Origin of the sequence: Dyadobacter sp. SG02 (assembly GCF_900109045.1) — a bacterium.
Lineage (GTDB): Bacteria > Bacteroidota > Bacteroidia > Cytophagales > Spirosomataceae > Dyadobacter.
Map to the genome: position 1 here is coordinate 1 of NZ_FNYL01000023.1, position 21,506 is coordinate 21,506.

Genomic DNA, 21,506 nt, shown 5'->3' on the forward strand with positions numbered 1-21,506 from the left:
TGTTTTTTTCATGATTGCAAAATTTTGGTATGAACTCGCGTCCGTCTACATGTTTTTGAATACCTGTATGATCAGGTTATTGTTGACATTGTCGGCCACTACTTCTCCCCCGGACAGGTCAGGAATGAACACGCGCAGGGGATAAGTTCCACTAGGCGTCGCAGAGGCAATCGAGACCGTAGCTGTAATGCTGTTACCCAACGGTGATGCAGGGATATCCGTGTTAGTAGTCAGCGTATAATAGGTCCCCGAGTTGGTAATGGTCCATTCGGCTGCCGAGGCGCCTGTCAAAGCGATCACCGAGGTAGGCGTTGGCTTATAAACCCGCACAGTGATCAGATCGCTTGCAACTGTTGCCGTGCGCATGTTACGAAGCCTTACCGTAAAAGGCCTTACGGTCTCTGCCGTAGAAAAAGTCACATTGGGCATGATCGTAAAAGGCCGCAGGTCAGGGGTGGTTGCCAGGGCCTGTGTGGAGCCGATGCCAATCTGGGTGATCGCCGCACCAGCAGGTACAGTTCCGGTCAGCGTGCTGTTTTCTGTTACAGCTGATGCATTGGCCGAGCCGCTCAAATCGAGCCATTGGGAACCGTCCCAGCCGATCAGTCTCAAATTCGAAGCCGTAGATTCGAAAGCAGTCAGATTGGGGATAGAGACCGTAATTTCCAGGTCGTTAGTAGAGGCGGTAACAGCGACCCAATCCCAGCTGCCTGCGGTGTATACCCGTGCAATGGAAGGGGATGGAGTGCTCGGTGCTTCGCCCAGATCCGATGCGTAGGCTACGCTCAGATGCGCATTGGCATTTGCCGGAGCGGACATCTCCAACGTTCTCACATCGGAAGCGCTGCCGACCGGGAAAGTAAAGTCTGAATTACCGATTTTGGAAACATACCCGTCTACGTGCTGCGCATCTGTGAGTCCTCCCGTGTAGGTAGCACCTGCCTGGAACCTGAGCGCACCGGTTGCCGCGTTGGCTCGTACGGTGGTCGTGATCCCGTTTTCAAAGGTTGCTGTGGCAAACACATTCGCGCCAGAGGTGTTGGTGATGTTGAATGCACTTGCCGCCCCGTTTTTCAATGCGAGCGTAGAAAAGTTAGGAGCGACACTACCGCTGATACCCTGCACACCGGCTGCCCCCGCCGGGCCGTTGAAATTGTCGGTGCTCCCGCCGGCCCCGTTGGCATTGTAGTTGTTATTGACACGCAGCGAGTTCGCATCTGTCTCATAGTGCTCAAATACTGCTCCCGAGGAAGCTGCGTAGGCGCCCGAAGCGGTTGCCGTTACAGCCGTGTAGCTCTCGCGGTTGCTTACCGCGCCATAGTTATTGAAAGTAGCCCCATCTATGACAAGCTGCGCGTGGGCTAGTTGGTTCCCCAACAGTAACGCCATACCTGCCATCAGGCTGATGTATTCTTTTTTCATCGTGAAAGCTGTTTAAATGAAGACTGTATCTTACAACTCTCCGACTAGTTCAAGTAGGTTACATCCAAATTGGAAGAAATAGTACCACAAATTTGGTAGGCACTGGCAGGAGCACCGTTGTTATACCATCTGGTTGCCCTTACGTCGAAGGTGTGGTTTCCTGCGGTAACGGTGCGAACACCGGACAAAGTCAATTCGAAGTGACCGCTCACTTCGGTCTGGATGATAATAAAGATGCCGCTGGCCACTCCATCGATATATATCTCAAAGCGGTTAAACGGGCTGTAACCTGTCCATGCAGACACGTCGTCAACACCAAGTACGTAGTTGATAAATGCGGCTTTTTGACTGGGGAAATTGATGACATTGGTCGTATTCGAAACCGTTGTATAGGATCCTTCCGTCACACCGAAAAAAGCATCTGCCTGCGCGCCGTTTCCAATAGGTACTGCATAAGAGGCCGTTTGCGTAGCGGTGCTAGCACCCGATCCTGCAGGCGCTTGCCAACTGGCGATACCCGCCGCGTCAGAAGTCAATACTTTTCCGGCACCCTGGGTACCATCTTCGATAGCCACATTGCCCACAACATGCAATTTGGCCGCCGGAGTAGTTGTGCCGATCCCTACATTTTGAGCGATCGCAGCAGAAGCGGTAAGGCCCATCAATAGACTTAGGGAGTAGATTGTTTTTTTCATGTGAATTTTAAATTAGATTAAGAAATAATTGATAAAACTGTTGGAATACAGGTAATTGTACAGGCCGGTTGGCGAAAGCCAATGATCGCTTGCTACACTAATCAGCCGACGACTGCCGGCAATACGCTTGAATTTTTCTTATCGTGGGAAGATCATGAGCTCAATGACCAGTGCGTGTTGGTATTACAAATATGGGCGGTGAAATCGGATTGGATACAGACACTTTGTGGTAGGTTTGAGACGAGTTTTGGTAGTATTGGTGTGCAGGTCGGACTGAAATAGGCTGCTTTCCTTACGAAGTCTTGAGGGTAGATGCCATATTCTTGCCTGGATTTGCAGGTCAGGCGTCGAATTAGTGTTTATCGCAGACAAAATTGTGTCTGGTTGTAACTTTATTTGCTTGTTTGCATCAAGCTTGAAACGCATTGTGCCAGGTCTGTGTGCACATCGTTAAATTTGGAACCTCGCAGCACTCGTTGTTCGAGATGGGTAGAAAAAAACTAAGCCATTCCTGCTCTGTTCGCCGAGCATGAATGGCTTCCATATCTTTAAATATACTTGCTGCTTCGCCTGGTCGTTTCCTGATTGATTGTCAACCAGAAACCGCCTCACGCCGGAACTTTTCGAAGCGTTTCATTTTTCTCCTCAATGATCCTCTTTTGACTTTCAATGATGTCCATTAATTGTGCAATGATGTATTCGTAGTGATTTTTTTGAGGTTGATCCTTGCCTCGTTCCTCGGAAGTAATTCTCTTTTCAAGACTTTGTTGTTGGGTTTGAAGAACCGGGGCCAATAGATTCAATAGATCCATATCCATAGCGCTTGCAACAGCAATCAGCAGGTGCAAGTCTAGCTGTTTACGTTCGCCTCTTTCGAGCCTTGCGTAACTTCTCTCGTCGATTCCAAGCTTGAAAGCTAGATCGGCTTGTGACATCCCGGCTGCTTCCCGGAGGCTTCGGATACGTTTTCGTATAAGGTCTTCTCTGGACATTTTTGTGGTGGTAAGATTTAAATTGGCTTTGCTGATAAAAATCAAGTTTTGTAGCCTTGGCTATTGTTAGAGAGCTTATTAAGCTCAGCAATGATGTTATGCTGCTTTTCGATAATCGACCGAAGTAAGGTGATCACCTCCTGGTAATGATACTCATCATTGATGAAATCCATCGATTCGGTTAATGCAATGCCAGGTTGGGCTGACCAGTCGCGATTTTGCGTAATTGGTACCAAGGTTTGTTCAGGCGCCGTTTTCAACGCATCCGCGATCACCAGCAACTGATGAAGGTCCAATCGTTTTCGCTTGCCGGCCTCCAATTTTCGGTAGTTGGTGACGTCAAGATTGATCTTTCCGGCCATTTCTTTTTGGGAAATGCCCGCTGCCTGGCGCAATATCTTAACTTGATCGACAATGGTTTGTACTGGGTGCATAGGCTATTGAGAGTGCTGATAAAACTAATTGTACATGATGGATTGAGAGTATGCCGACCGCTCAACTTGTTGCAAAATAATTTTTGGGTGTACTTCAATAATTGGCTATCTGGCGCTCAGATCTTTGGTCCCAGGATATACTCAATCATTACGCAGATCGACAAAGGTAGATTAATCGAAGGTTCGTATATCTCGAACCTGTTCGAGGGATGAATAGAATTAAGACGATAAGTCACCCCTGTTCTAATTCGATTTGCCTAGAAACAAGATGACCTCCCGCCAGGGGGAGGAGGTCATTCTGATATGATACTCAACGTGCTCGTCTAGACTAAGACAAGTTCTTTAAAGGCAATGATATGTATTAACGTGTATGTGTATACGCGGTTCGGTTTTCGTTGCTGGCCGTGGTTTTTGGCAATGATTGCCTGATGTTCTTAAACATTCCCGTTTAAAACATGGCTTTAAGCGGGATTAAACACCAGTCCTGTGTAATCTAGCTTTACCTTCCGAGTCCCTGTCGCCGGTCAATAGCTGAGCTATACGGCAGCAGGTTTACCAAGCTGGGAGTCGCGGCCCCGGCTGATGAACTCGACATGGCTTTTTCAAGGCGATCTGGATCTGGTCACAAAGCTATTGCGGAATTCCAGGAAAGGGAATAGCTATTATTCGAGAAACTTCTAGAATCAATTACCTGCGTATCGCCGCATTTCAGCGGCACATTTTTGCCTGCGCCCATTTAACTTTGCTTGTACCGAGCAAGATTCAATCGCGAACAGAAAATCAGAAGATGAAAAGAGTTTTAATTGTAGACAACCAATTTTTGATGAGGTTAAGCCTAAGGGTAGTAATTAGAGAACTAAGTGAGGAAATTGACGTTGCTGAGGCCGTGAATTTTAAGGAGGCACTTAAACTGCTGGTCTCCGGTCAATTTGATCTGGTCATTCTAGAAGTTTTAATGGATGAATACTCGGGTATAAAGATGATGGAAATGATTCGCGGCATTGCGCCTTCTACGGCGGTGCTGATTTGCTCGACGGGGGATGAACTGCTGTATGCCGAACATTATATTCTGCGGGGAGCCAGTGGCTTTGTCGTTAAGACAGCCGAAAAGGAAGAAATCTTAACTGCTATTTCAACGGTTATCAATGGAAACCGTTACCTCAGTGACAGGGTACATGATAGATTGTTGACAAGGACGGAGCTGAAAAGCAAAGTCAAAGAAGCACTCACAAAACGTGAAAGACAGATATTGCCGTTAATCCTGGAAGGCAGAACTACGAAGGAAATTTCGAAAATGCTGGAAATACATGTAAACAGTATCAATTTTTACAAGTCGAATATTTTTCGAAAAATGCAAGTGAATAATATTCTTGAATTAGCTGAAAAAGTGGATATCAGCAAGCTTTTTCCGCAATCTTACTCGGTCTCTGTCTGATTTTTGACCAGTGTGCCCGGCCTGGGCAGAAGCAGGTGGAAGCGAATGTAGTCAGTTTGACTAACCCAAACGGCAATATTAGCCAGGGTAGCTACTTCCTTAACAATTAACAACCCCAAACCTTTTAGCTGGCTCGAATTGGAGAATTTTTCCATGGCCACATCTTTGTCTTCCAAAGTAAGAAGTTCCAGTATTTGCTCAGGCAGATTTGCCGCTGTATTGGCAATGATAATCTCTTTGGTATCGGGCTGTGAATTGTTCAGATATACGCGGATTTCTCCCTGAAAGGTATATTTGGTGGCGTTGTCAAGCAAATTATGAATGATTATGGAAAGGAGCTGATAGTTTGCGTCAACATGCTTGTTTTTGGGGATTTCATTGTAGAACCTGCTTGCATTGGTAAGCACTGTTTCCTGGAAAAGTTCATACTTCTCCTGAATTAATTGGTGGATGTTTACAGTTTCAATAGTCATTTTTTTGCCGTAAAGCTGTGCTCTGGCGAAACTGATCAGCTGTTCGAGCATTGAACCCATCCGGTCGGACATATTTGAAACCATTAAGCCGACTTTAGAAATTTCATCGATTTGGCCTGACTCGGCCAGATCGGGGACTCTTTTAGAGGCAAACGAAATATACCTTAGCGGAGATTGTATGTCGTGACTGATCGAGCCTACGATTCGGGAAAGTAAATAAATCTGTTGATCCATATCTCTGCGGGACGCCTCAAGGCCTTCCAATGTCTGGCTCAATTTGCCTGTTCGAACAGCGATAACTTCTTCCAGTTCCGCGTTCTTTCTGATAATCGAGTTTAGCTTATGCCGATTATAGGTATAAGTAAGCACGATCACCAGGCTGACGGTCCCTGCGACGATGGCCAGGATAATCCAGATATTTTCATACCAACTTTCAGGGAAGCTCAGCCGAACGTGTTTGGTTTCATAATTGTCCAGGCCGAAACCATTGTTTTTTCTAATGAAAAGTGAGTATTCCCCTGAGTAATGACCGGTCAGGTTCACGGTAAGCTCGTCGGTTTCGAAAGGTATCCAATCCGATGGAGTTATTGTCTCCGAGCCTTTGACGATCGCATAAGAAACATTCAGGTTGTCTTTGTGACCCAGATACGCCGTAGCGAAATATAACCTGACATCTTCCACATGCTGCGCAAAATCGATCGTCTCGCCGGAAAAGTTGACCGGGATTCCGTTGGCTTCCACTGCAGTCAGAATAATTCTTTCATCAGGCAGGTGGCGACGGATTTCGGTTGGCTGAAACCAGATCAGGCCATTTAGCGAGGGTAATGAAATGAACCCGCTGGCTAACCTGACCCCGCAGGGCTGGCATTCGCCATTAAATTCGTTGGTGTTAAATCCTTCATCTTTTGCATGATAGTGGTAGTAAAGCCCACCCGTGTAGCGCCTTGTTGCAGCATGATCCGGACTATGCCTTTTGCCAGGGTATTTCTGCGCATATACAAGCAGATCGTTCTTTTTGACCTGAAACAATCCCTTGTTGGTGGTAATCCACAGGTAACCCAGCCCGTCTTCCACAACGCAATGAGAGCTCGCCAGATAGCGTTTTCGGTCAAGGGGAAAACGGGTTAGCTTTCCATCAGCAGTCAAAAGCATCAACCCGGTTTCCAGGCCCGTTATCCACACCCGACCATTATCTGACGGATGTATGCTCTTAATGTGTATTCCGTGGGTGCCCTCTATGAGTGAGCTGGTTTCTGTGAGCGTGTTTACCCGGTAAAGTCCTTTCAAGGTGCCCGCAAGTATTTCGGTTTCACGATTAGACTCCAGACAAGTGATTTCTTTCAGCGCCTGGCCATCTATTAGCTTCGGTCGGATCTTCTTGGTTGCTGTTTCGCCTCTGTACAAGCCCTCGCCGATTACACCTATCCAGATAGCATTACCCGCGCCCTCGCACAGGGCTGTGATGTCTTTTTCGAAAGTCCATACCTCATCGGGTCTTAATGACTTTTGATCGATTCGGAGAAGTGTTTGATAGCGTTTGGTCCAGATCGTGCCATTTCGGCTTTTAACCATAATTCGCTTCTCGAAAGGATTGATTTTTGCGATCGCGCCGACAGATTTGTGGTAGCTTTGACCGGCAACCGGGCCCTTTCCGATAATGATACCCGTGGGCGTAATCACACTGCTTGCGGAGTAGGGGACTTGTGCGTAGAACACATTTTCTCCCACCTCTCCTTTGACCACTAGGGGCGTAAATTGTGTTCTGCTCAACACGAAAAGTCCATTTACCCGGCTGCCCAAAAAGACTTTTTGCGAAACATTATCCAAATAGATGACATCAACACCCAATGCAAGCAGGTCAAAATCCTCAACCAGCAGTTTCGCGGAAAGATCGCCATTGTCCTGCTGGACGAGCATGTACAGGTTCTTGCCGGAGAAAAAAAAGGCCTGTTCGGAATTGCCATTCCAATAGAATTTCTGTCGCTTGGTTGGCCGGCCGTCCTTTGGGTCTTCTATGCCTGGGGCAAGCGCAAAATGCGAGGTCTTGCTCTGGGATATTTGTATACAGTTCCCGTGACCCATCCGGTAATATAGCTTCCCGCGAATCGAAAAGTAGTTCCACAGCTGACGACCAGGACTTGGTCTTTGGTAGCGTTTTTTCCAATCCTGGTAGTAGGCGATTTTGCTTTTAGTGACCATGAAAAAATTACCTTCGCCGCCACCGGCCATGATCATGTGATGGTCGTTGCCGGTCGAATCAGAATAGAGCAGGTCAGGAAGGCCGGCAACATAGGTGATGTCGTTCAGATCATTGATATCCAAGCCCAGGGAACGCAAGCGCTGATCCCGATTTGGATAATAGTTTGAATCTGCGGTGGCATGACCCGCTTCAATCTTTACCGAGTAATGTGGCCAAAACCTCGCGTAGGCGACCTTGACCCTCTCAGGACGGCCCAATGCCTTTAACTTGTGAGATCGCACCGAACTTCGTATACTGGCAACACGGTTACTGGCAATATTAAGATTGGAACCATTGAAGACTTCAAAATGGTGACCATCGAAACGGACCAGACCATCCTCCGTCGCTAACCAGATAAAACCATCATCGTCGGATGAAATCCCTTTTACGCTATTTTGTGGTAGCCCATTGTCCGCAGTATATTGGCTGACAGAATAACCAACTTGACCGTATAAAGTATTCCGCCAAGCAGGCAGTAAGGCCAGTAAAAATAGTAGTAGTCTTTTCATATTTTCAGGATAATCAGGCGCCGGATGGGTTACAACCTTATCAGGATTTTGGCTTGACCTGTGTAGTACTTACATCAATCAGATCCGGGTAGTCCTGCAAAATTTTCTTGTAAAGCTGAATTACGTTGGTAACTCCAAACTTTTCAAAGATGCTTAGCTTATGGGTACTGACTGTGCTCCATTTGATGCCAAGCTGAGATGCAATTTCCTTGGTCCACTTTCCTTGTAAAAGCAAGGTGATAATTTCTGCCTCCCGGGGTGTGATTGTCGACGCCTCTTTGGGTTTTGTTGGATTAGCGACTGATTTGAGGTAACTGTTCGCAAGCAAATTTTGGGTTTTCAGGCTCATGTATTTCTCTCCCCTGAGAACAGTCTGTATCGCCTCTGCCACGGTGGGTAACGGAGAGGCTTTTGATAAAAAGCCGTCCGCACCCGCAGTGAGGTATTTAATAGAATAATCCTCTTCTTCCATGGCCGTGTGGATAAGGACCCGGATGTCGGCACGGAGACTCCTGAGCTTTTCTAACATCTTGGTGCTGTTACCACCAGGCACATCGATGTCCAGGATAATTAGATCCACCGGGGTGTTTTTAATTGTCTCAAGCCCCTGATCGAAAGTGGATGCAGAAAGTACCTGGGTATCCGGGAGCTTTTCTCTAATAATCGCCACAAGGGCCCATAGAACAAGTTCGTGATCATCTACTAAAAGTATTCTAGTTATTTGATTCATAGATAAATGTATTTGATCTTCTGGATGCTTCGCTACAAAACTATGGTATGTAGATTAAAATCTATACAAGCTATAATTCGATATTTAACTAGAATTCATTTCTACTTGAACTAGCATCTTAGCCAATTAGAAATGCCTTGGCCGCAGTTAACTTTGTGAATCCATTTACAGCAGAGGAGGAAAATGTTAGCTAGATGGGACTGTATCTGCTAGCTAATGGATTGTTAGTCAAGAGTTAGAATGCGAAAGCAGCTGTTAAAATAAAATGTTAAATAAAGTTTGTCTGAAAGCATGCAGCACTATTCGCACACACTAGCGGAGTGCCGACAAATGCAGGCCCATCCAGAAATCTGGACAGGGCCTGCCGAGCTCCATCTACTCGGATTCCACTTCAAATCACTGACTATTGAGAATAATGAGCAAGATTTTGATCATCGATGATGTGTTTTTATACCAGCTTAGTTTGGGAGAAATAATTCGGGATTTAGATGGCAAATCTGAAATAAGCCATGTTAGCAGCTTGCATGATGGAGAAGCCGCCTTAAAAGTTGCTCATTTTGATCTTATCATTGTAGATATTCAGATTCAGGGCTACACAGTCATAGACATGATCGATTTCATTGGCAGATTTTCAAATACGAACCGTATTCTGATTTTCTCGCTGGCAAATGAAAACGTTTACGCGGATCGGTGCCTGATTGCGGGCGCGAAAGGCTTTGTGTTGAAGTCATCGCAACGTCAGCAGATCGAAACAGCGATTTTTACTGTCTTAAGCGGCAAGCGTTACGTCAGTGAAAATGTTCACAGGATGTTATTGGCCGCCATTCCCGTTGTTTTACCCTACGAGCCCAAACTGGTACCTAGGGAAAAGGAGGTTATGCATTTGGTTTTGCAAGGGCTCAATACCAGGGAAATATCCCATGTGATGAAGATCATGGAAAGCACTGTTTGCACTTACCGGGCAAACATATTCAGGAAGTTGAAGGTGAAAAATGTGAAAGACCTTGCAACGAAAGTAAGGGTGTAAAAACTATTGTTAATTTGTGTTGCCTGCGATCGTTTCGCGAGTCGAGTTACTGATATACTTTTCATTATCCAGTACGGTTTGGCAAGCTTCCAGGACATCTTCAAATGCCGCGTGTTTGGAGACAAAGCCATTCGCTCCGGCAATCATATATGCAGCTGCAAATTCTTTCTCGGGTAAGCCGGTGTGAATTAATACTTTGACTTCTGCTTGCACGTTTCTCAGATACTGAATTGTCTCGACTGTATTTCCACCCGGCACACCAATATCCAAAATGATTAGATCGGCCGGATTTTGTAACAGGATTTGTAGCCCCCTGTCAAAATTCGGGGCCGATTTGATCACGGTGCCTTCAATCGCTTTGGTGAGCATTCTTTCCAGTGCCCAAACGACAATGTCGTGATCTTCAATGATCAAAATATTTATTGGTACGTTCACTCCTAATCCCTGATTTGCTCACAGTTTCAATTGATCATGGCAAAATGATACCTAAGATAGGAATGATCGTGGGAAGTACTAACCGTTAAAGGCATTCTTTTTTGCGCTTTTTGCCAGAGATAACTGTAACCGCCTGATACATGGAGTCATGCCTTGTCGTGGGCAGGGCTCCGCCATGTTCATGGACGAGGAAAGGGAGTCCAATCACTTATCTACGCCAATCCGGACAAATTTCGCTTCAAACATGCCGTAAAATGTCCTGTAACCGGCGATATCTGTCTGCAATGGATTCGCCGAAATCTGCAAGATTTGTATGAGCCAGGGAAGAGAATTTGCGTAACGTATATAGCACATAGTGATAGAGGTTCTTACAGCCCGGCGCGGTTGATTGCCGGGTTGTTTCTTTAACATGTCGTATCGTTTGCCGGTTATCTCCTGGGATGGGATGTAGCGCATCCTTTTTATTATATTTTTAAATTTTATATGAGACTTGCATTTGTGTTTTATGTGTTGCTGGCCCTTCTGTCATATAGCGGGGTTTCAGCCCAGGTCGTTTCACAGGATTCATTGAAGGTGTTAAATGACCAAAAAAAGGTTCTGGCGCTAAACAAGCGGTTAAACGATAGCGAAATTGAACTCGCCAAACTTGAGAATCAAATCCCAGGTGCGGTCGATGAAGCAACCAGCACCGCCGAGCGCGCCCAGCGGTCGGCAGAGGAGAATAAAGTGGCCGCCGGCGACCTGAGCAGCGATCCCCAGGACAAACAATTGGCCCGAAAGGCCAGTAAAGCTGCATCCGCTGCCATTCGTGATGCCAAGCGTGCTAGAAAAGCGGCGGATAACCTGGCGAAGCTGCGACGCAATGTGGACTCGCTCAGGGAGAAAATTAAGGAAGATGAAGATAAATTGGCCTTACTGACTCCCAATTAACCCATTCATGCTACTAAGCTTGCCCGCCCCAAGTTTTCATCGTGAAAGCTTGGGGCGTTCGTTTTAAGTTCTAACAAGGCCTTAACGAAACTCGTCTGCAACGTTCTGTTGAAGCGCCTGAAGGCTCTGTGCTATCTCAAAGCATTCGGTGTCGGTCATGTTTTGAATCGTATGTTTGATGTTGTTGGTCACCACGCGCCCCCCCGAATCGACCACAGGCCCGAGTTTGTTGACGTTTTCACACAATGAATTCCAGTCGGCAGATAAATACTCTGAGAATAAATTGGCGGGGATGATTCTAAAATAGGCGTGCTGGGCAATTAGCTCTGACTTAATTGAACTTATCTCTAGGGATAAATTCTGGGTAAACTTGGTGAGTTCCAAGTATACGAAAATATTGGAGGATTTCATTTTGCATATTGATTATTACAGTAACAGGAATGATTATTTGAACTATCAATATTGTTCGATATCCATGCTGGTTATACAGGTTTGTAATTACGATTACTAAGGTGATTTTTGGGAGTGCTATTTATTTAGAATGGTCAGTGAAATGCTGTGAATGCAAACAGCACATTTGTAAACAGGGTTGTTTGTATTTCATCTTATAATCTTGGAATACGTAGCACTTGGCCAGGATAAATCAGGTCGGGACTGGACAACATGGACTTGTTGGCTTCGAAGATGTGATTGTACTTTCTCATATCGCCATAGAAGCTAAGGGCGATCTCGGAAAGTGTGTCGCCTTTTACAACGGTGTAGTATTTGGCTTCTGGGGCCGTAGCGGCCACAAGCAGGCGGTTGTCTACCAGTTCGACCCCCTCTACATTGCCAATCGCCAATGCAATTGTTTCTGAGTCTTCTTGTTTGGCTACTTGCCCTTCAAGGGTTACCGTGTCATTGGAAGTCTAAATAGTCAGATTGTGATAGGAGAGGTCCAGAAACTTGATGTGTGCCATCAAAGCACTTGCGCGTAGTGGTTCGGCGGTTTGAGGATGAGCTATTTCATTAGTCTCATTTTTATTGAATACTTTTTCTCCAACGCCTTTAATAAATGATAATAGGCCCATATTTTTTGAATTTATAGATGATTATTATTCTTCAATAATTAACTATATATTCTTCAAAAGCAATGAGAATAATGAATTTGAATTTAACTTTCCTTTAATTAAATGTTTTGTGTGTTTTTTTTTTTTTTTTTTGATATATATTGTCGAATATTTTTCTATTTACATATCGACTGTTAACTATATCATGCCTGATATTGCTGTGGAGACAGATTTTTGTCGTATTTACTTGTAGTATATAGGTACAATTTACCTGCAAATTAATTAAGGTAAAAATGGGTGCTATTTTAAATAATGGGTGCTGTTGGTAATCGGTTATTTCGTTCGCAAGGAGTCTATCAGTGCTGGTGTGATGTGCTGTGTCTGCGGTTTGGATAGTTCTTGAATTAAATTGATTTGCCGCCGGATTTCCCTTATCATGCTCGCGGAGGTCGCTGTATTTGGTCGTGTAGCGCTACAACTACCGGAGCTGAATCCTTGCTGCGTTTGTTCGGATATTTTGACTGCATCCCTGGCATAGGTCGCGACAGCGACAATGCTCTCGATATCTTTGGTGATCATATATTCCAGACTGCTTAGTGTGATGATGCAGGCATCTTTCGCCAGTTGACTGCTAGGGTCCGGACATTGGTTGACGCCCGGCATTGCCAATTCTACACAGTCCATTAACCCCAAGATTTGAGCAGGTGAGCTGGAAATATCGTCGCTGATTCGCAGGTGCATCGCCTGTATTGCGCGGAAGAGTACCTGCGCATCACCCCAGTCCGCCTTTTGCTGAAAAGCAACGTAGTTTGGATACAAATGCTCGCAGGTTAGTGCGCCAAAGAGGAGTTTTGCTTTATCGGATAATACGCTTAGTCTTTTTCTTATTTTGGCCGGATAGCTGGACATGTTTCGAAAGTTCTTTTTGGTTTCGTATAGTTTGTTCATATTTTTGTGTAAATAGGTTTTCCAATTCAGCTTGTGCGTATGATTGGCATTAGCGTACAACCTATACTGTATGCGGTGTTTTTCTGGCCATTTACCAGGCAGCCCGGTAGTATTTTACTCACCTAATACTGTAAGCTATCACCTTTGCATCGAGTCTCTCTTTAAGGCGGAAAATGAATTAGGATGCATATGAAGAAAATTGGCAATGTCCTTTTCTTTTGCCTGCCCGATAATCCGCGGGTTTTGAATTAAAAACATATTAAACCGGGAAGCTCTCGGAAGCCTGAGCAGCACTTGGTTGTGCTCAAAATTTCTCAGATGATAGTTAGCCTGGAGTCTGAGGCAAACTTGCCTGAACTCGGGATACGCACCTGTGATCTGTTCAAAATTCTGTGTACTAATCCTGTATGCTTTCGTTGGACAGGTTGCCTGCATGCTAAGTTGCGAGGGCTGTTTATAAAGAAGGCTGCTTTCAGAGAATACCATATCCCCGTTGCCAAAGAACCAGCACGTTGTTTCAGCCCCATCGGCCCGTTTAAAAAAGCTTCTTATACAACCCTGCACGATAAAATAGATGTACTCCTGGTGGGTGTCCGCAACCAGAATGGTCTCATGCTCATTCAGATAGGTTAATCGAGTTGATTTGGTTAGATCCTCCCATAGTTTTGAATCTTGTTCTACCTGACCGGAATTTGATAGGAGCGCGAAAAATTCAGTCATTTTACTGACGTACACTAAAGTAAAATGATATCAAAAAGCCAGGTAGTCAAGGTCAGTGTTTTGCTAATGAGTGACCCTCACTATTGCCAAAAAGTTGAGCACGGATGTGTGTTGTTAGTTATTTACAAATCTGATGGCCAGATTTGTTTACCACCTGGTTTTGACCGGAACTGACCTTCTTTAAGTGCGCAGCCGGAAGATTCGCCAGATTGGAAACATACTGGCCTCGACTATCTACAATATACGGGCTGCCCGACTCTGGGTGTCTCAAATGCTTGATCGGGCAATCGGCCGCATTCGTGAATTTAGCCTGATTCCTCATGAATTCGCTTGGGGCCGAATTCAAAAATACGGCCATCAGGCAGGTTTCGGGTTTGAGTGAGTCTGCTTAACTTGCCGGCAGTGCCAATGACGGAAAACAAAGAAAACCTGTGTCGCTTGGAGTTTGACATGGGTAGTTAGACGGTAGATTCGTGGTCAGGAAAGGGGATATAATGCAAACATACGGGCACCATCGGTTACTTGTCAATCACAAATCGTTAGGAAAGTACTCACAATTCATTAGGTCGTTGTATATTTTTAATATCATTCATCGGACCTTTCACTTGTTTTGAATGGCCAGGACGAATGATTTTGATTTCACATATTACGAACCATTACTGAATTTGAATGTATAATGCAATGTTAACGCGTTTTGCGACATGTTAAAGCGGTCCTCATAGGAGTCCGACATACCTAAACGTTATAGTATGGTGCTACATAGTTTTTGTGTTTTTCCAATTTTTTATGATCGTCAGCTTTGTGGACAATACTGGGTTAGGTAGAAATATTTTTACGAACCGGGCAGGTTAAGGCGGCCGCCGGGCACCAGATAAGATTTTCGATTTGATTTTCCCGTTTACATAATTAACCGTTTTGGATGTTTGTCGGCTATCCCATGCATAAACTGACTGCATGCGAGCAGAGACATTTGGCAATAACACTTCTTACATCGCCCGAAGCGCGTGGCCCAGGCTTGACCTTACCGAGTACAAGAGTCAGGGTTCTGGAGCAAGACATCTTAGCGGTTCTAAAACAGATACCCCAGCGCGATAGGGGCGAGGTTAGTTTTAAAACATGGCGACTTCTCGAACATGTCCGCTCTATACTGCCATTTGATTTAAGGGGAAGACGGGTAGCCATCTGTGTGTAGTCGGGAGGCCATTTTTGGTAAGTGTTAAGACAGGAAAGCCGCCATTTAGCCATAATCTGTCTGGAATTACTCTCGGAATATTTGTGATGTTTGTAAAAGAATCCAGATTGGCTGTTAACCTGAAATGAGGTCTCGAAAGCAGCGTGGTGATGTGGTTCATGGTGACTTTAATTGGTTGAAAGGGGCGTGATGATTCTGAGTATGGTGCTACTTATCATAGTGTGTTAAGTAATTATTCAGCTCTATACATTTTGGAGTAGAGTTGTTTTCCATGTGACTGCAACCCGGGCAGAATGTAGTATTGAAAGCGGAGCTGGAATTTTTCCGCTCCGCTTTTGCAATTCTGATTCATGACCTGCCATCCTAATCCATGATCGCATAAAGCCGGATGTGTGTGACTGTGTGTTGCCCGTTTTAGTAATTGCTGAAAGTCCGGATAAGCATTTATTCATATTTGAGAGACGAGTGGATTTAAAATGTTTCAAAAACGTGTCCGGACACTTATCATTCAAAAAGGGTATATGTGGCAAAAATAGCGATCCAACGCCATGTGATTAATGGCGTTTATTTGCTATTCAGATAGAAATAATTCGATTTAATACCTGCCGTCAATATTCGGGTAGCGGGCCTTTACCTCTCTAAAGTGTAAGCAAAAGCCCGTTCCCGATTCGCAGGCGCTTTATTGTCCGGCAACTGTTTGTGATTTGCCTAGTTGAAGCCGGAAATAAGTGAAGTTAGTTTGACTAACCTTGACTGAGATTTGAGCTAGTGCGGCAACCTCCTTGACAATTAAAAGCCCCAACCCTTTGACTTTGCCATTGTCTACAAGTTCTTCCAGACTGCGCTCTTTAATGGGTGAATTTACCATATCAACGATATAATTGGGGATGTTAGCTCCACTGTTGGCAATGATCAGCTCTTCAATACTCTGATCTATGTCGGTCATATACACCCTTATTTGCCCGTTTATAGTGAACTTTGCAGCATTATCCAGTAGGTTATGCAAGATAATCGACAGCAGCAGATGATCCAACTTCACTTGCTTTTCTACCGGCAGGTCGTTAAAGAATACGCTGCCGTTTCGCTGAATGGTACCAAGGAAAAGTTCCACTTTTTCCTCTACAAGATCCCTGATCCTAATGTCCTCAGGTGTTAGTTGTTTGCCATACACCTGCACTTTTGAAAAATTAATCAATTGTTCCAGCATCGTACCCATTCGGTGCGACATGCCCGATGTCAATGAGCCAATTCGAAGGATCTGATCAGAATCGCCCAATTCAACAAGGCTGGGGATTTTATCCAGGGCAAAAGACATGTACTTTAGGGGAGATTGTACATCATGACTGATCGAAGCTACAATCCTGGATAACACATGCAGCTGTTTGTCCTTTTCTCTTTTGGATAGCTCAAGTCCATGTAGGGTACGGTTGAGCTTTTCGGTGCGCTGCGCAACGATTTGTTCCAACTGCACATTCTTAGCGATGATTGATCTTAGCTTATAGCTGTGAAATGCAGCTGTCGAGTAAACGATAGTCAACCCAGTCAGCAGGGCTGCCGCTGAAATGATCCACAGATTTTCATACCATTTCTGAGGAAAATCCATCAGAATGCGCGTGGTCGTGTAATTGTCTGGACCAAACCCGTTCAGCTTGCGGATCGTCAGCATATACCGCCCCGAGTGTCTTTCTGAAATTTGGATTTTGAAGTCGTCGTTTTGCAATGCAACCCAATCAGATTCCAAAATGGGGCTACCTTCTTTTACAATTGAGTAAAAAACCTTTAGATTGTCACTGTTGCCGAAATAGGCGGTAGAGAAGAAGAGTTCGATATCGTCAGCTTTGTCGGGGATGCGCACTGACTCATTTGTGACCGGTATTTGTTTGCCGTTAACTTCAAGCCTGTCCAAAATGATGTGTCCATCGGGCGCGTAACGCTGCACGTACCTGGGCTGAAACCAGACCATACCTTTAATGGAAGGGAGGGAAATGTAGCCGTTATCAAGTAAAACGCCGCAAGGCTGGCATGAGCCGTTGAATTCATTGGTAGCCAGACCTTGTTCCATAGTATAGTAGCCGTAATAGATCCCGGGGGGATTTTCCTGCCTTAACTGGCCACCCCAATTCCTTCTGGAGGCCTTCATTTTCAGTTGTGCGTATTGCAGAAGGTCATCTTTGCTTATCTGAAAAAGCCCACGGTTGGTGGGTACCCACAAATACCCCTCGCCGTCATCGACGGCGCAATGGGGGCTGGACAAGTAACTAGTCCGGTCAAGCGGAAAGCTGATGGCCTGGTTGTGGCCGTTCCAATACATGAGTCCTTTATTGAGGGCTGTAATCCAGGCCTGGCTCTGTTTGAAAGGATGTATACTTTTGATGTAAAGCCCTGCCGTCCCTTTGATCAGCCGGGACGCAGCGTTGTGCGGGGCAAAGCTAAAAAGACCCTGAGCGGTACCGATCAGCAGTTGGTCCGAGTTTTGCGCCTGGATACACGTGATTTCCCTAAGTGAATCATTGGGAAAAAATTCGGGCTCTGTCCCGGCTCTTTCCGGCCAGAGCCTGTACAGCCCCTGATTAATGACACCAACCCAAATCTCGCCGTTAGGGCCTTCACTTAATGCCTTAATCTCATGCTCGAAGCTCCATTGCACTTTCACTCGTGTTATCCCGGGAGCAACGTGAATCAACCGCTTATAATTTTTGAGCCATATAGAGCCGTCTTTGCTTTTGATCATCACCCTTTTGTCGCCGGGATTCAGGCGTTCAATGACGGGGATTTTCTCGTGAATGGTCGGGCCGCCGCCTGGGTTGGCCCCGATTACCTGACCTGTTGGGGTCAGCACCTTGTCTTTCGAATAAGGTAGCTGCGCGTAGAAAACATTATCGATGGCCTGCCCAGGTGTCATCAAAACCTTGAATTGATTCTTTTTCAACACATAAAGACCATTGACATTGCTGCCCAGAAAAACAACTTCCGAGACCGAATCATAGTAAATCACATCGATCCCCAGCGCAAACAAATCAAAATCCCTGATCAGCAGTCGCGCAGAAAGGCTTCCGTTTTTTTGTTGGTCGAGAATGTACAGATCTTTGTCGACAAGCAGGAAAGCCTGTTCGGAATTGCCGTTCCAAAGTAACTTCTGCTGCTTGGGACTACGGATTAAAGCGTTCTTGACCCGGTCGTTCAACGCGAATTCATAGCTTTTTCCGCCATAGGTCTGGGTAAATGTTCCTTGCTGCTGGCTGTAATAGAGCCGTTTGCCAATCGTGAAATAGTTCCACAGGTTTGGTCCGGGGCTGGCACATTGGTACTGCCTTTTCCAGTTTTCGTAGTACTGGATGCGCCGCTTGTTGACCAGAAAAAAGTTGCCTTCTCCTGCTCCGGCCATAATCATGTGATGGTCGTTTCCCGAGATTGAGTTAGTTACAAGATCCGGCAGGCCGACCACAAACGTGATATCGTCCAGGGTTTTCACACCCAAGTCCGCAGACAATATCTTGCGGTCCCGGTTTTGGTAATACAACGAATCGATTTTGACGTGACCGTCCTGTATTCGGGCGGCTTGCTGGGTCTCAAATCTGGCAAACGAAGCGTATGATACCTTTGCACGTTCGGGCCGGCTTTTAGAACTTTTCGGATCGCTGGCTCTTTCCGATACTCTTATGGCCGACAACCGGCTGTTGATCACATTGAGGTTAGTGCTGTTGAAGACCTTGAAGTTCCTTCCGTCAAATCGCACCAGACCATCTTCGGTAGCAAGCCAGATAAAGCCTTCCGCATCCGAAGAGATGCTTTTGACGCTATTTTGTGGCAGACCGTTTTCTGCGGTATACTGCCTGACGATATAACCAGTTTGCCCATAAGCTGTCGCCTGGATGATCAGCCACAATAGCTGTAATAGCAGTAAAGTTCTTTTCATTGAAGTTAGGTAATACTCACGTCCTGTCGCGGTGGGTGTGCCATTAGTAGCTACTCGCACAACAGCTTGCCTGACCGACATTGCGGTATTAAAAAATTTGCAAGGAGCTTATGCATCTGCACCTGACCGGGTTAGGTGCTCAAACTCCTAGGCTAAGCTGGCTTTGTTGATGTGATGATGCGATATCAGACTTGAATTGATCCTTGACTGATCTTGTTGGAAGTGTTAACGCCCATCCGTACGCCCCTGATCTGGCCCTTACGCGATTTTAGTTGTCAAAGGTACAAGTAATACTAACAAATTCTACATGGAAAGAACGCCAAAGTATCTGATCAGCATAGCGTTTGTTAGTCGAAGTTATGACAACAGGCTCGATGAGTGCGTGTTACAGTAAACTTTCACTAACGTGATTTTTAGGTAAGTAATCGCTTGCCGGATACCAAGTATGCTACAAGTAACTGGGAAGGGCTAAACTGCCACATTTACAGGCGAATCTGGATGGCCGGGCGCTCGAATCCCAACCTGGTTCCGTTGCCATTTAATTGCCTGTTAGCGACGCTTATCAAAAAGGGGCAAAGCGGGTGCCCGCCGATAAATTCGGGCTTAGAAAAAATGGCTTTCTGAGCACCTCAATGTAAGTACCCGCTTCCAGGAATACGCTGATCCGGTTGTCGGGTATAAAGTATTCGAATCCCCCAATTGCAGAACCGCCTAGCGAGAGCGTTTTTTCATACTGGCCATTGAGCCGCTTAGGATAGGACCGGCGGTTATTGATCTGCCCACCAATTCCATAATAAACACCTAAGACCTCCGAATTAAATACCGGAGTGTGCCATAGATAGTGGATTTGCAGCGACACCCCTGTATTTTTATACGTTCCATTATCACCTCTGTAAGCACGTTCTCCCGAGAGAATCCCGCCATAGGTACCAACTGTCGCATCCAGGGCCTGGATATTATTAAAGTATTTGCGAATGGTCAGACCTGTTGGTTCGCCAAGCTTCACACCGACAGCCCAGTTGTTTTCCTGCCCTTGAGCAATTCCGCACAGCAGCGTTAAAATAAAAATGCTGACCGATTTTTTCATTGTTTCTAAAATATGGTTTGTTGAAGTCAAGATTGTCGCTTGCGGTGACGGGTAATAATAAGTAAGGCAGCCTCAAACTAATAGCAAGAGGCTGCTCCGTTTCGCTTAACTGTTGTTTATCAAAATGCAGCCTTAGCGGGCTACATTCTGATAAACATTTTGCCTTCATACCGGCACAGCTAAAAATTGTTTACGATTTAAAACAGAAGCGTTATGGGAAATGAATGCTGAAAGACATGACCTATGTAATTTGTCTTCCTCCGATTAGTTGGTCTTGCAGTCTTTTTAGCTGCGCCCATTTGCCATCCTGGACAAGTCTGGATTGCAGGGGCCAGCTAGTCGGGTCGTGCATCTGAAAACCTTCACCGGCTTTATTTAACAGATCGAGAAGCTTACTTAAATCGGTGCCGGCCAGATCTGCATAGGTGTCGATACCTTCCCTGTAGAGAAGTTCCTCAATTTTGGGTCCGATTCCTTCAATCACTTTCAGATTGTCTTTTTTGACTTTCACATCACGTCTGCTCAGTAAGCTTACTCGGCACTTTTTTTGCTGGCATTCATCGAGCTCTTTGCGGATCGAGCGCAAGTCAGCCAGCAGACGCTTTGACCGTTGGTAAGTCAGCCAGTTGGCTAGCAACCATCCCACCAGGGTACAAAGTATCAGTAAAACAATAATCTCTGAAATGGCGACAGGCCTGCTCATAGGGTCTATCAGTAGAAGTGAAAGTTTCATTTTAAAGGGTGGACTAGTTGAGTGGATAAGTGCGTATATGGGAATGCGTATGAGCCAGAGCCTCAGGCTCTTCCGCCATTAAGCCTGAGTTGCCATTCCAGCAGATCATCCCATAAGCCCTGGTGGGCAAGCTGAGCCTGTTTGGGCCAGGTAGCAGGATCATGCATTTGAAAACCCGGACCGGCCGCGTCAAGAATGTGTTGTATAGCTTCGACCGAGGTAAGGCTAAGCTCCTGGTAAGTCCATATATGCGCCTGTTGAAGTAGCTTTTCTATCTGTGATCCAATGCCTTCGATCTTTTTAAGATCATCACCCGGGATCGGAACTGCATTCGCTGCATCCTGATGCTGACATCTGGCAAGGCTCACCTGGGCGGCTTCTATATGCTGGGTTAGCTTGAAAAGCCGCACTTGCCCTTTCCGGTATGCGATGACAAAACCTAAAAAAGCCGAGGTAAGTAGCATCAGTGTATGTTGCCACCAGGCGTCAGGCAGGTTTAACGGATTGAGTTGAAACATTTTTATACTTGTTAATGGTGAC

General features: G+C 45.6%; 17 protein-coding genes and 1 pseudogene. 3 read left to right on the forward strand and 15 right to left on the reverse strand.

The genetic code is table 11. The annotated features are described in order from the left end of the window. Window positions 1–45: 45 nt before the first annotated feature. The 4 genes from BMW93_RS33925 to BMW93_RS33940 all read right to left on the reverse strand — a co-directional run bounded on the left by BMW93_RS33925 (window position 46) and on the right by BMW93_RS33940 (window position 3,543). On the reverse strand, window positions 46–1,422 hold the full coding sequence (locus BMW93_RS33925) for a hypothetical protein (protein WP_090387092.1): 1,377 nt from the start codon (window positions 1,420–1,422) through the stop codon (window positions 46–48). A gap of 44 nt (window positions 1,423–1,466) precedes the next feature. After that, window positions 1,467–2,117: a hypothetical protein gene (locus tag BMW93_RS33930; RefSeq protein WP_143061777.1), complete on the reverse strand. Its 651-nt coding sequence runs from the start codon at window positions 2,115–2,117 to the stop codon at window positions 1,467–1,469. A 608-nt stretch (window positions 2,118–2,725) separates the two neighbouring features. Continuing rightward, a complete protein-coding gene (locus BMW93_RS33935; protein ID WP_143061778.1) occupies window positions 2,726–3,154 on the reverse strand; it encodes a helix-turn-helix domain-containing protein in 429 nt (142 codons plus the stop codon). Beyond that, a complete protein-coding gene (locus BMW93_RS33940; protein ID WP_090387098.1) occupies window positions 3,151–3,543 on the reverse strand; it encodes a helix-turn-helix domain-containing protein in 393 nt (130 codons plus the stop codon). Before BMW93_RS33940 ends, BMW93_RS33935 begins: the two co-directional genes overlap by 4 nt. Before the next feature lie 787 nt (window positions 3,544–4,330). Between BMW93_RS33940 and BMW93_RS33945 the strand changes: the two genes are divergently transcribed. Further along, window positions 4,331–4,978, forward strand: a complete 648-nt coding sequence (locus BMW93_RS33945; RefSeq protein ID WP_090387099.1) for a response regulator transcription factor — start codon at window positions 4,331–4,333, stop codon at window positions 4,976–4,978. On the opposite strand, the gene BMW93_RS33950 is transcribed toward BMW93_RS33945, so the two are convergent. Both BMW93_RS33950 and BMW93_RS33955 read right to left on the reverse strand, forming a co-directional pair. Then, entirely contained in the window at window positions 4,960–8,199 is a 3,240-nt protein-coding gene (locus tag BMW93_RS33950) for an ATP-binding protein (protein WP_090387101.1), read from the reverse strand. The two genes, BMW93_RS33945 and BMW93_RS33950, sit on opposite strands and share 19 nt — an antisense overlap. Before the next feature lie 40 nt (window positions 8,200–8,239). Then, window positions 8,240–8,929 (reverse strand): response regulator transcription factor, encoded by a 690-nt coding sequence (locus BMW93_RS33955; protein ID WP_090387103.1) that lies wholly within the window; start codon window positions 8,927–8,929, stop codon window positions 8,240–8,242. 415 nt (window positions 8,930–9,344) lie between these two features. On the opposite strand from BMW93_RS33955, the gene BMW93_RS33960 reads away from it, so the two are divergent. After that, a complete protein-coding gene (locus BMW93_RS33960) occupies window positions 9,345–9,956 on the forward strand; it encodes a response regulator transcription factor (RefSeq protein ID WP_090387105.1) in 612 nt (203 codons plus the stop codon). 9 nt (window positions 9,957–9,965) lie between these two features. Here BMW93_RS33960 and BMW93_RS33965 read toward each other — a convergent pair whose 3' ends face one another. Further along, window positions 9,966–10,370, reverse strand: coding sequence for a response regulator transcription factor (locus tag BMW93_RS33965; protein ID WP_177194279.1), 405 nt, complete (start codon window positions 10,368–10,370; stop codon window positions 9,966–9,968). Window positions 10,371–10,874: 504 nt separating this feature from the next. Between BMW93_RS33965 and BMW93_RS33975 the strand changes: the two genes are divergently transcribed. Beyond that, the gene (locus tag BMW93_RS33975) at window positions 10,875–11,321 is read left to right on the forward strand and encodes a hypothetical protein (protein WP_090387113.1); all 447 of its coding nucleotides are present in this window, start codon (window positions 10,875–10,877) and stop codon (window positions 11,319–11,321) included. A gap of 81 nt (window positions 11,322–11,402) precedes the next feature. On the opposite strand, the gene BMW93_RS33980 is transcribed toward BMW93_RS33975, so the two are convergent. The 8 genes and pseudogenes from BMW93_RS33980 to BMW93_RS34020 all read right to left on the reverse strand — a co-directional run bounded on the left by BMW93_RS33980 (window position 11,403) and on the right by BMW93_RS34020 (window position 21,484). Next, the gene (locus BMW93_RS33980; protein WP_090387115.1) at window positions 11,403–11,732 is read right to left on the reverse strand and encodes a hypothetical protein; all 330 of its coding nucleotides are present in this window, start codon (window positions 11,730–11,732) and stop codon (window positions 11,403–11,405) included. A 194-nt stretch (window positions 11,733–11,926) separates the two neighbouring features. Further along, window positions 11,927–12,391, reverse strand: a pseudogene (gene lysM / locus BMW93_RS33985) (peptidoglycan-binding protein LysM). Window positions 12,392–12,703: 312 nt separating this feature from the next. After that, the gene (locus BMW93_RS33990; RefSeq protein ID WP_090387117.1) at window positions 12,704–13,318 is read right to left on the reverse strand and encodes a DUF416 family protein; all 615 of its coding nucleotides are present in this window, start codon (window positions 13,316–13,318) and stop codon (window positions 12,704–12,706) included. Window positions 13,319–13,456: 138 nt separating this feature from the next. Beyond that, complete coding sequence (locus tag BMW93_RS33995) at window positions 13,457–14,038, reverse strand: Crp/Fnr family transcriptional regulator (protein WP_090387119.1); 582 nt, start codon at window positions 14,036–14,038, stop codon at window positions 13,457–13,459. A 1,871-nt stretch (window positions 14,039–15,909) separates the two neighbouring features. After that, window positions 15,910–19,146, reverse strand: a complete 3,237-nt coding sequence (locus BMW93_RS34005) for an ATP-binding protein (RefSeq protein ID WP_177194280.1) — start codon at window positions 19,144–19,146, stop codon at window positions 15,910–15,912. Window positions 19,147–19,708: 562 nt separating this feature from the next. Further along, window positions 19,709–20,233, reverse strand: a complete 525-nt coding sequence (locus BMW93_RS34010) for a hypothetical protein (protein ID WP_090387125.1) — start codon at window positions 20,231–20,233, stop codon at window positions 19,709–19,711. A gap of 241 nt (window positions 20,234–20,474) precedes the next feature. Beyond that, on the reverse strand, window positions 20,475–20,966 hold the full coding sequence (locus BMW93_RS34015) for a hypothetical protein (protein ID WP_218147766.1): 492 nt from the start codon (window positions 20,964–20,966) through the stop codon (window positions 20,475–20,477). Window positions 20,967–21,028: 62 nt separating this feature from the next. Continuing rightward, window positions 21,029–21,484 (reverse strand): hypothetical protein, encoded by a 456-nt coding sequence (locus BMW93_RS34020; RefSeq protein WP_090387129.1) that lies wholly within the window; start codon window positions 21,482–21,484, stop codon window positions 21,029–21,031. Between the last annotated feature and the right edge of the window lie 22 nt (window positions 21,485–21,506).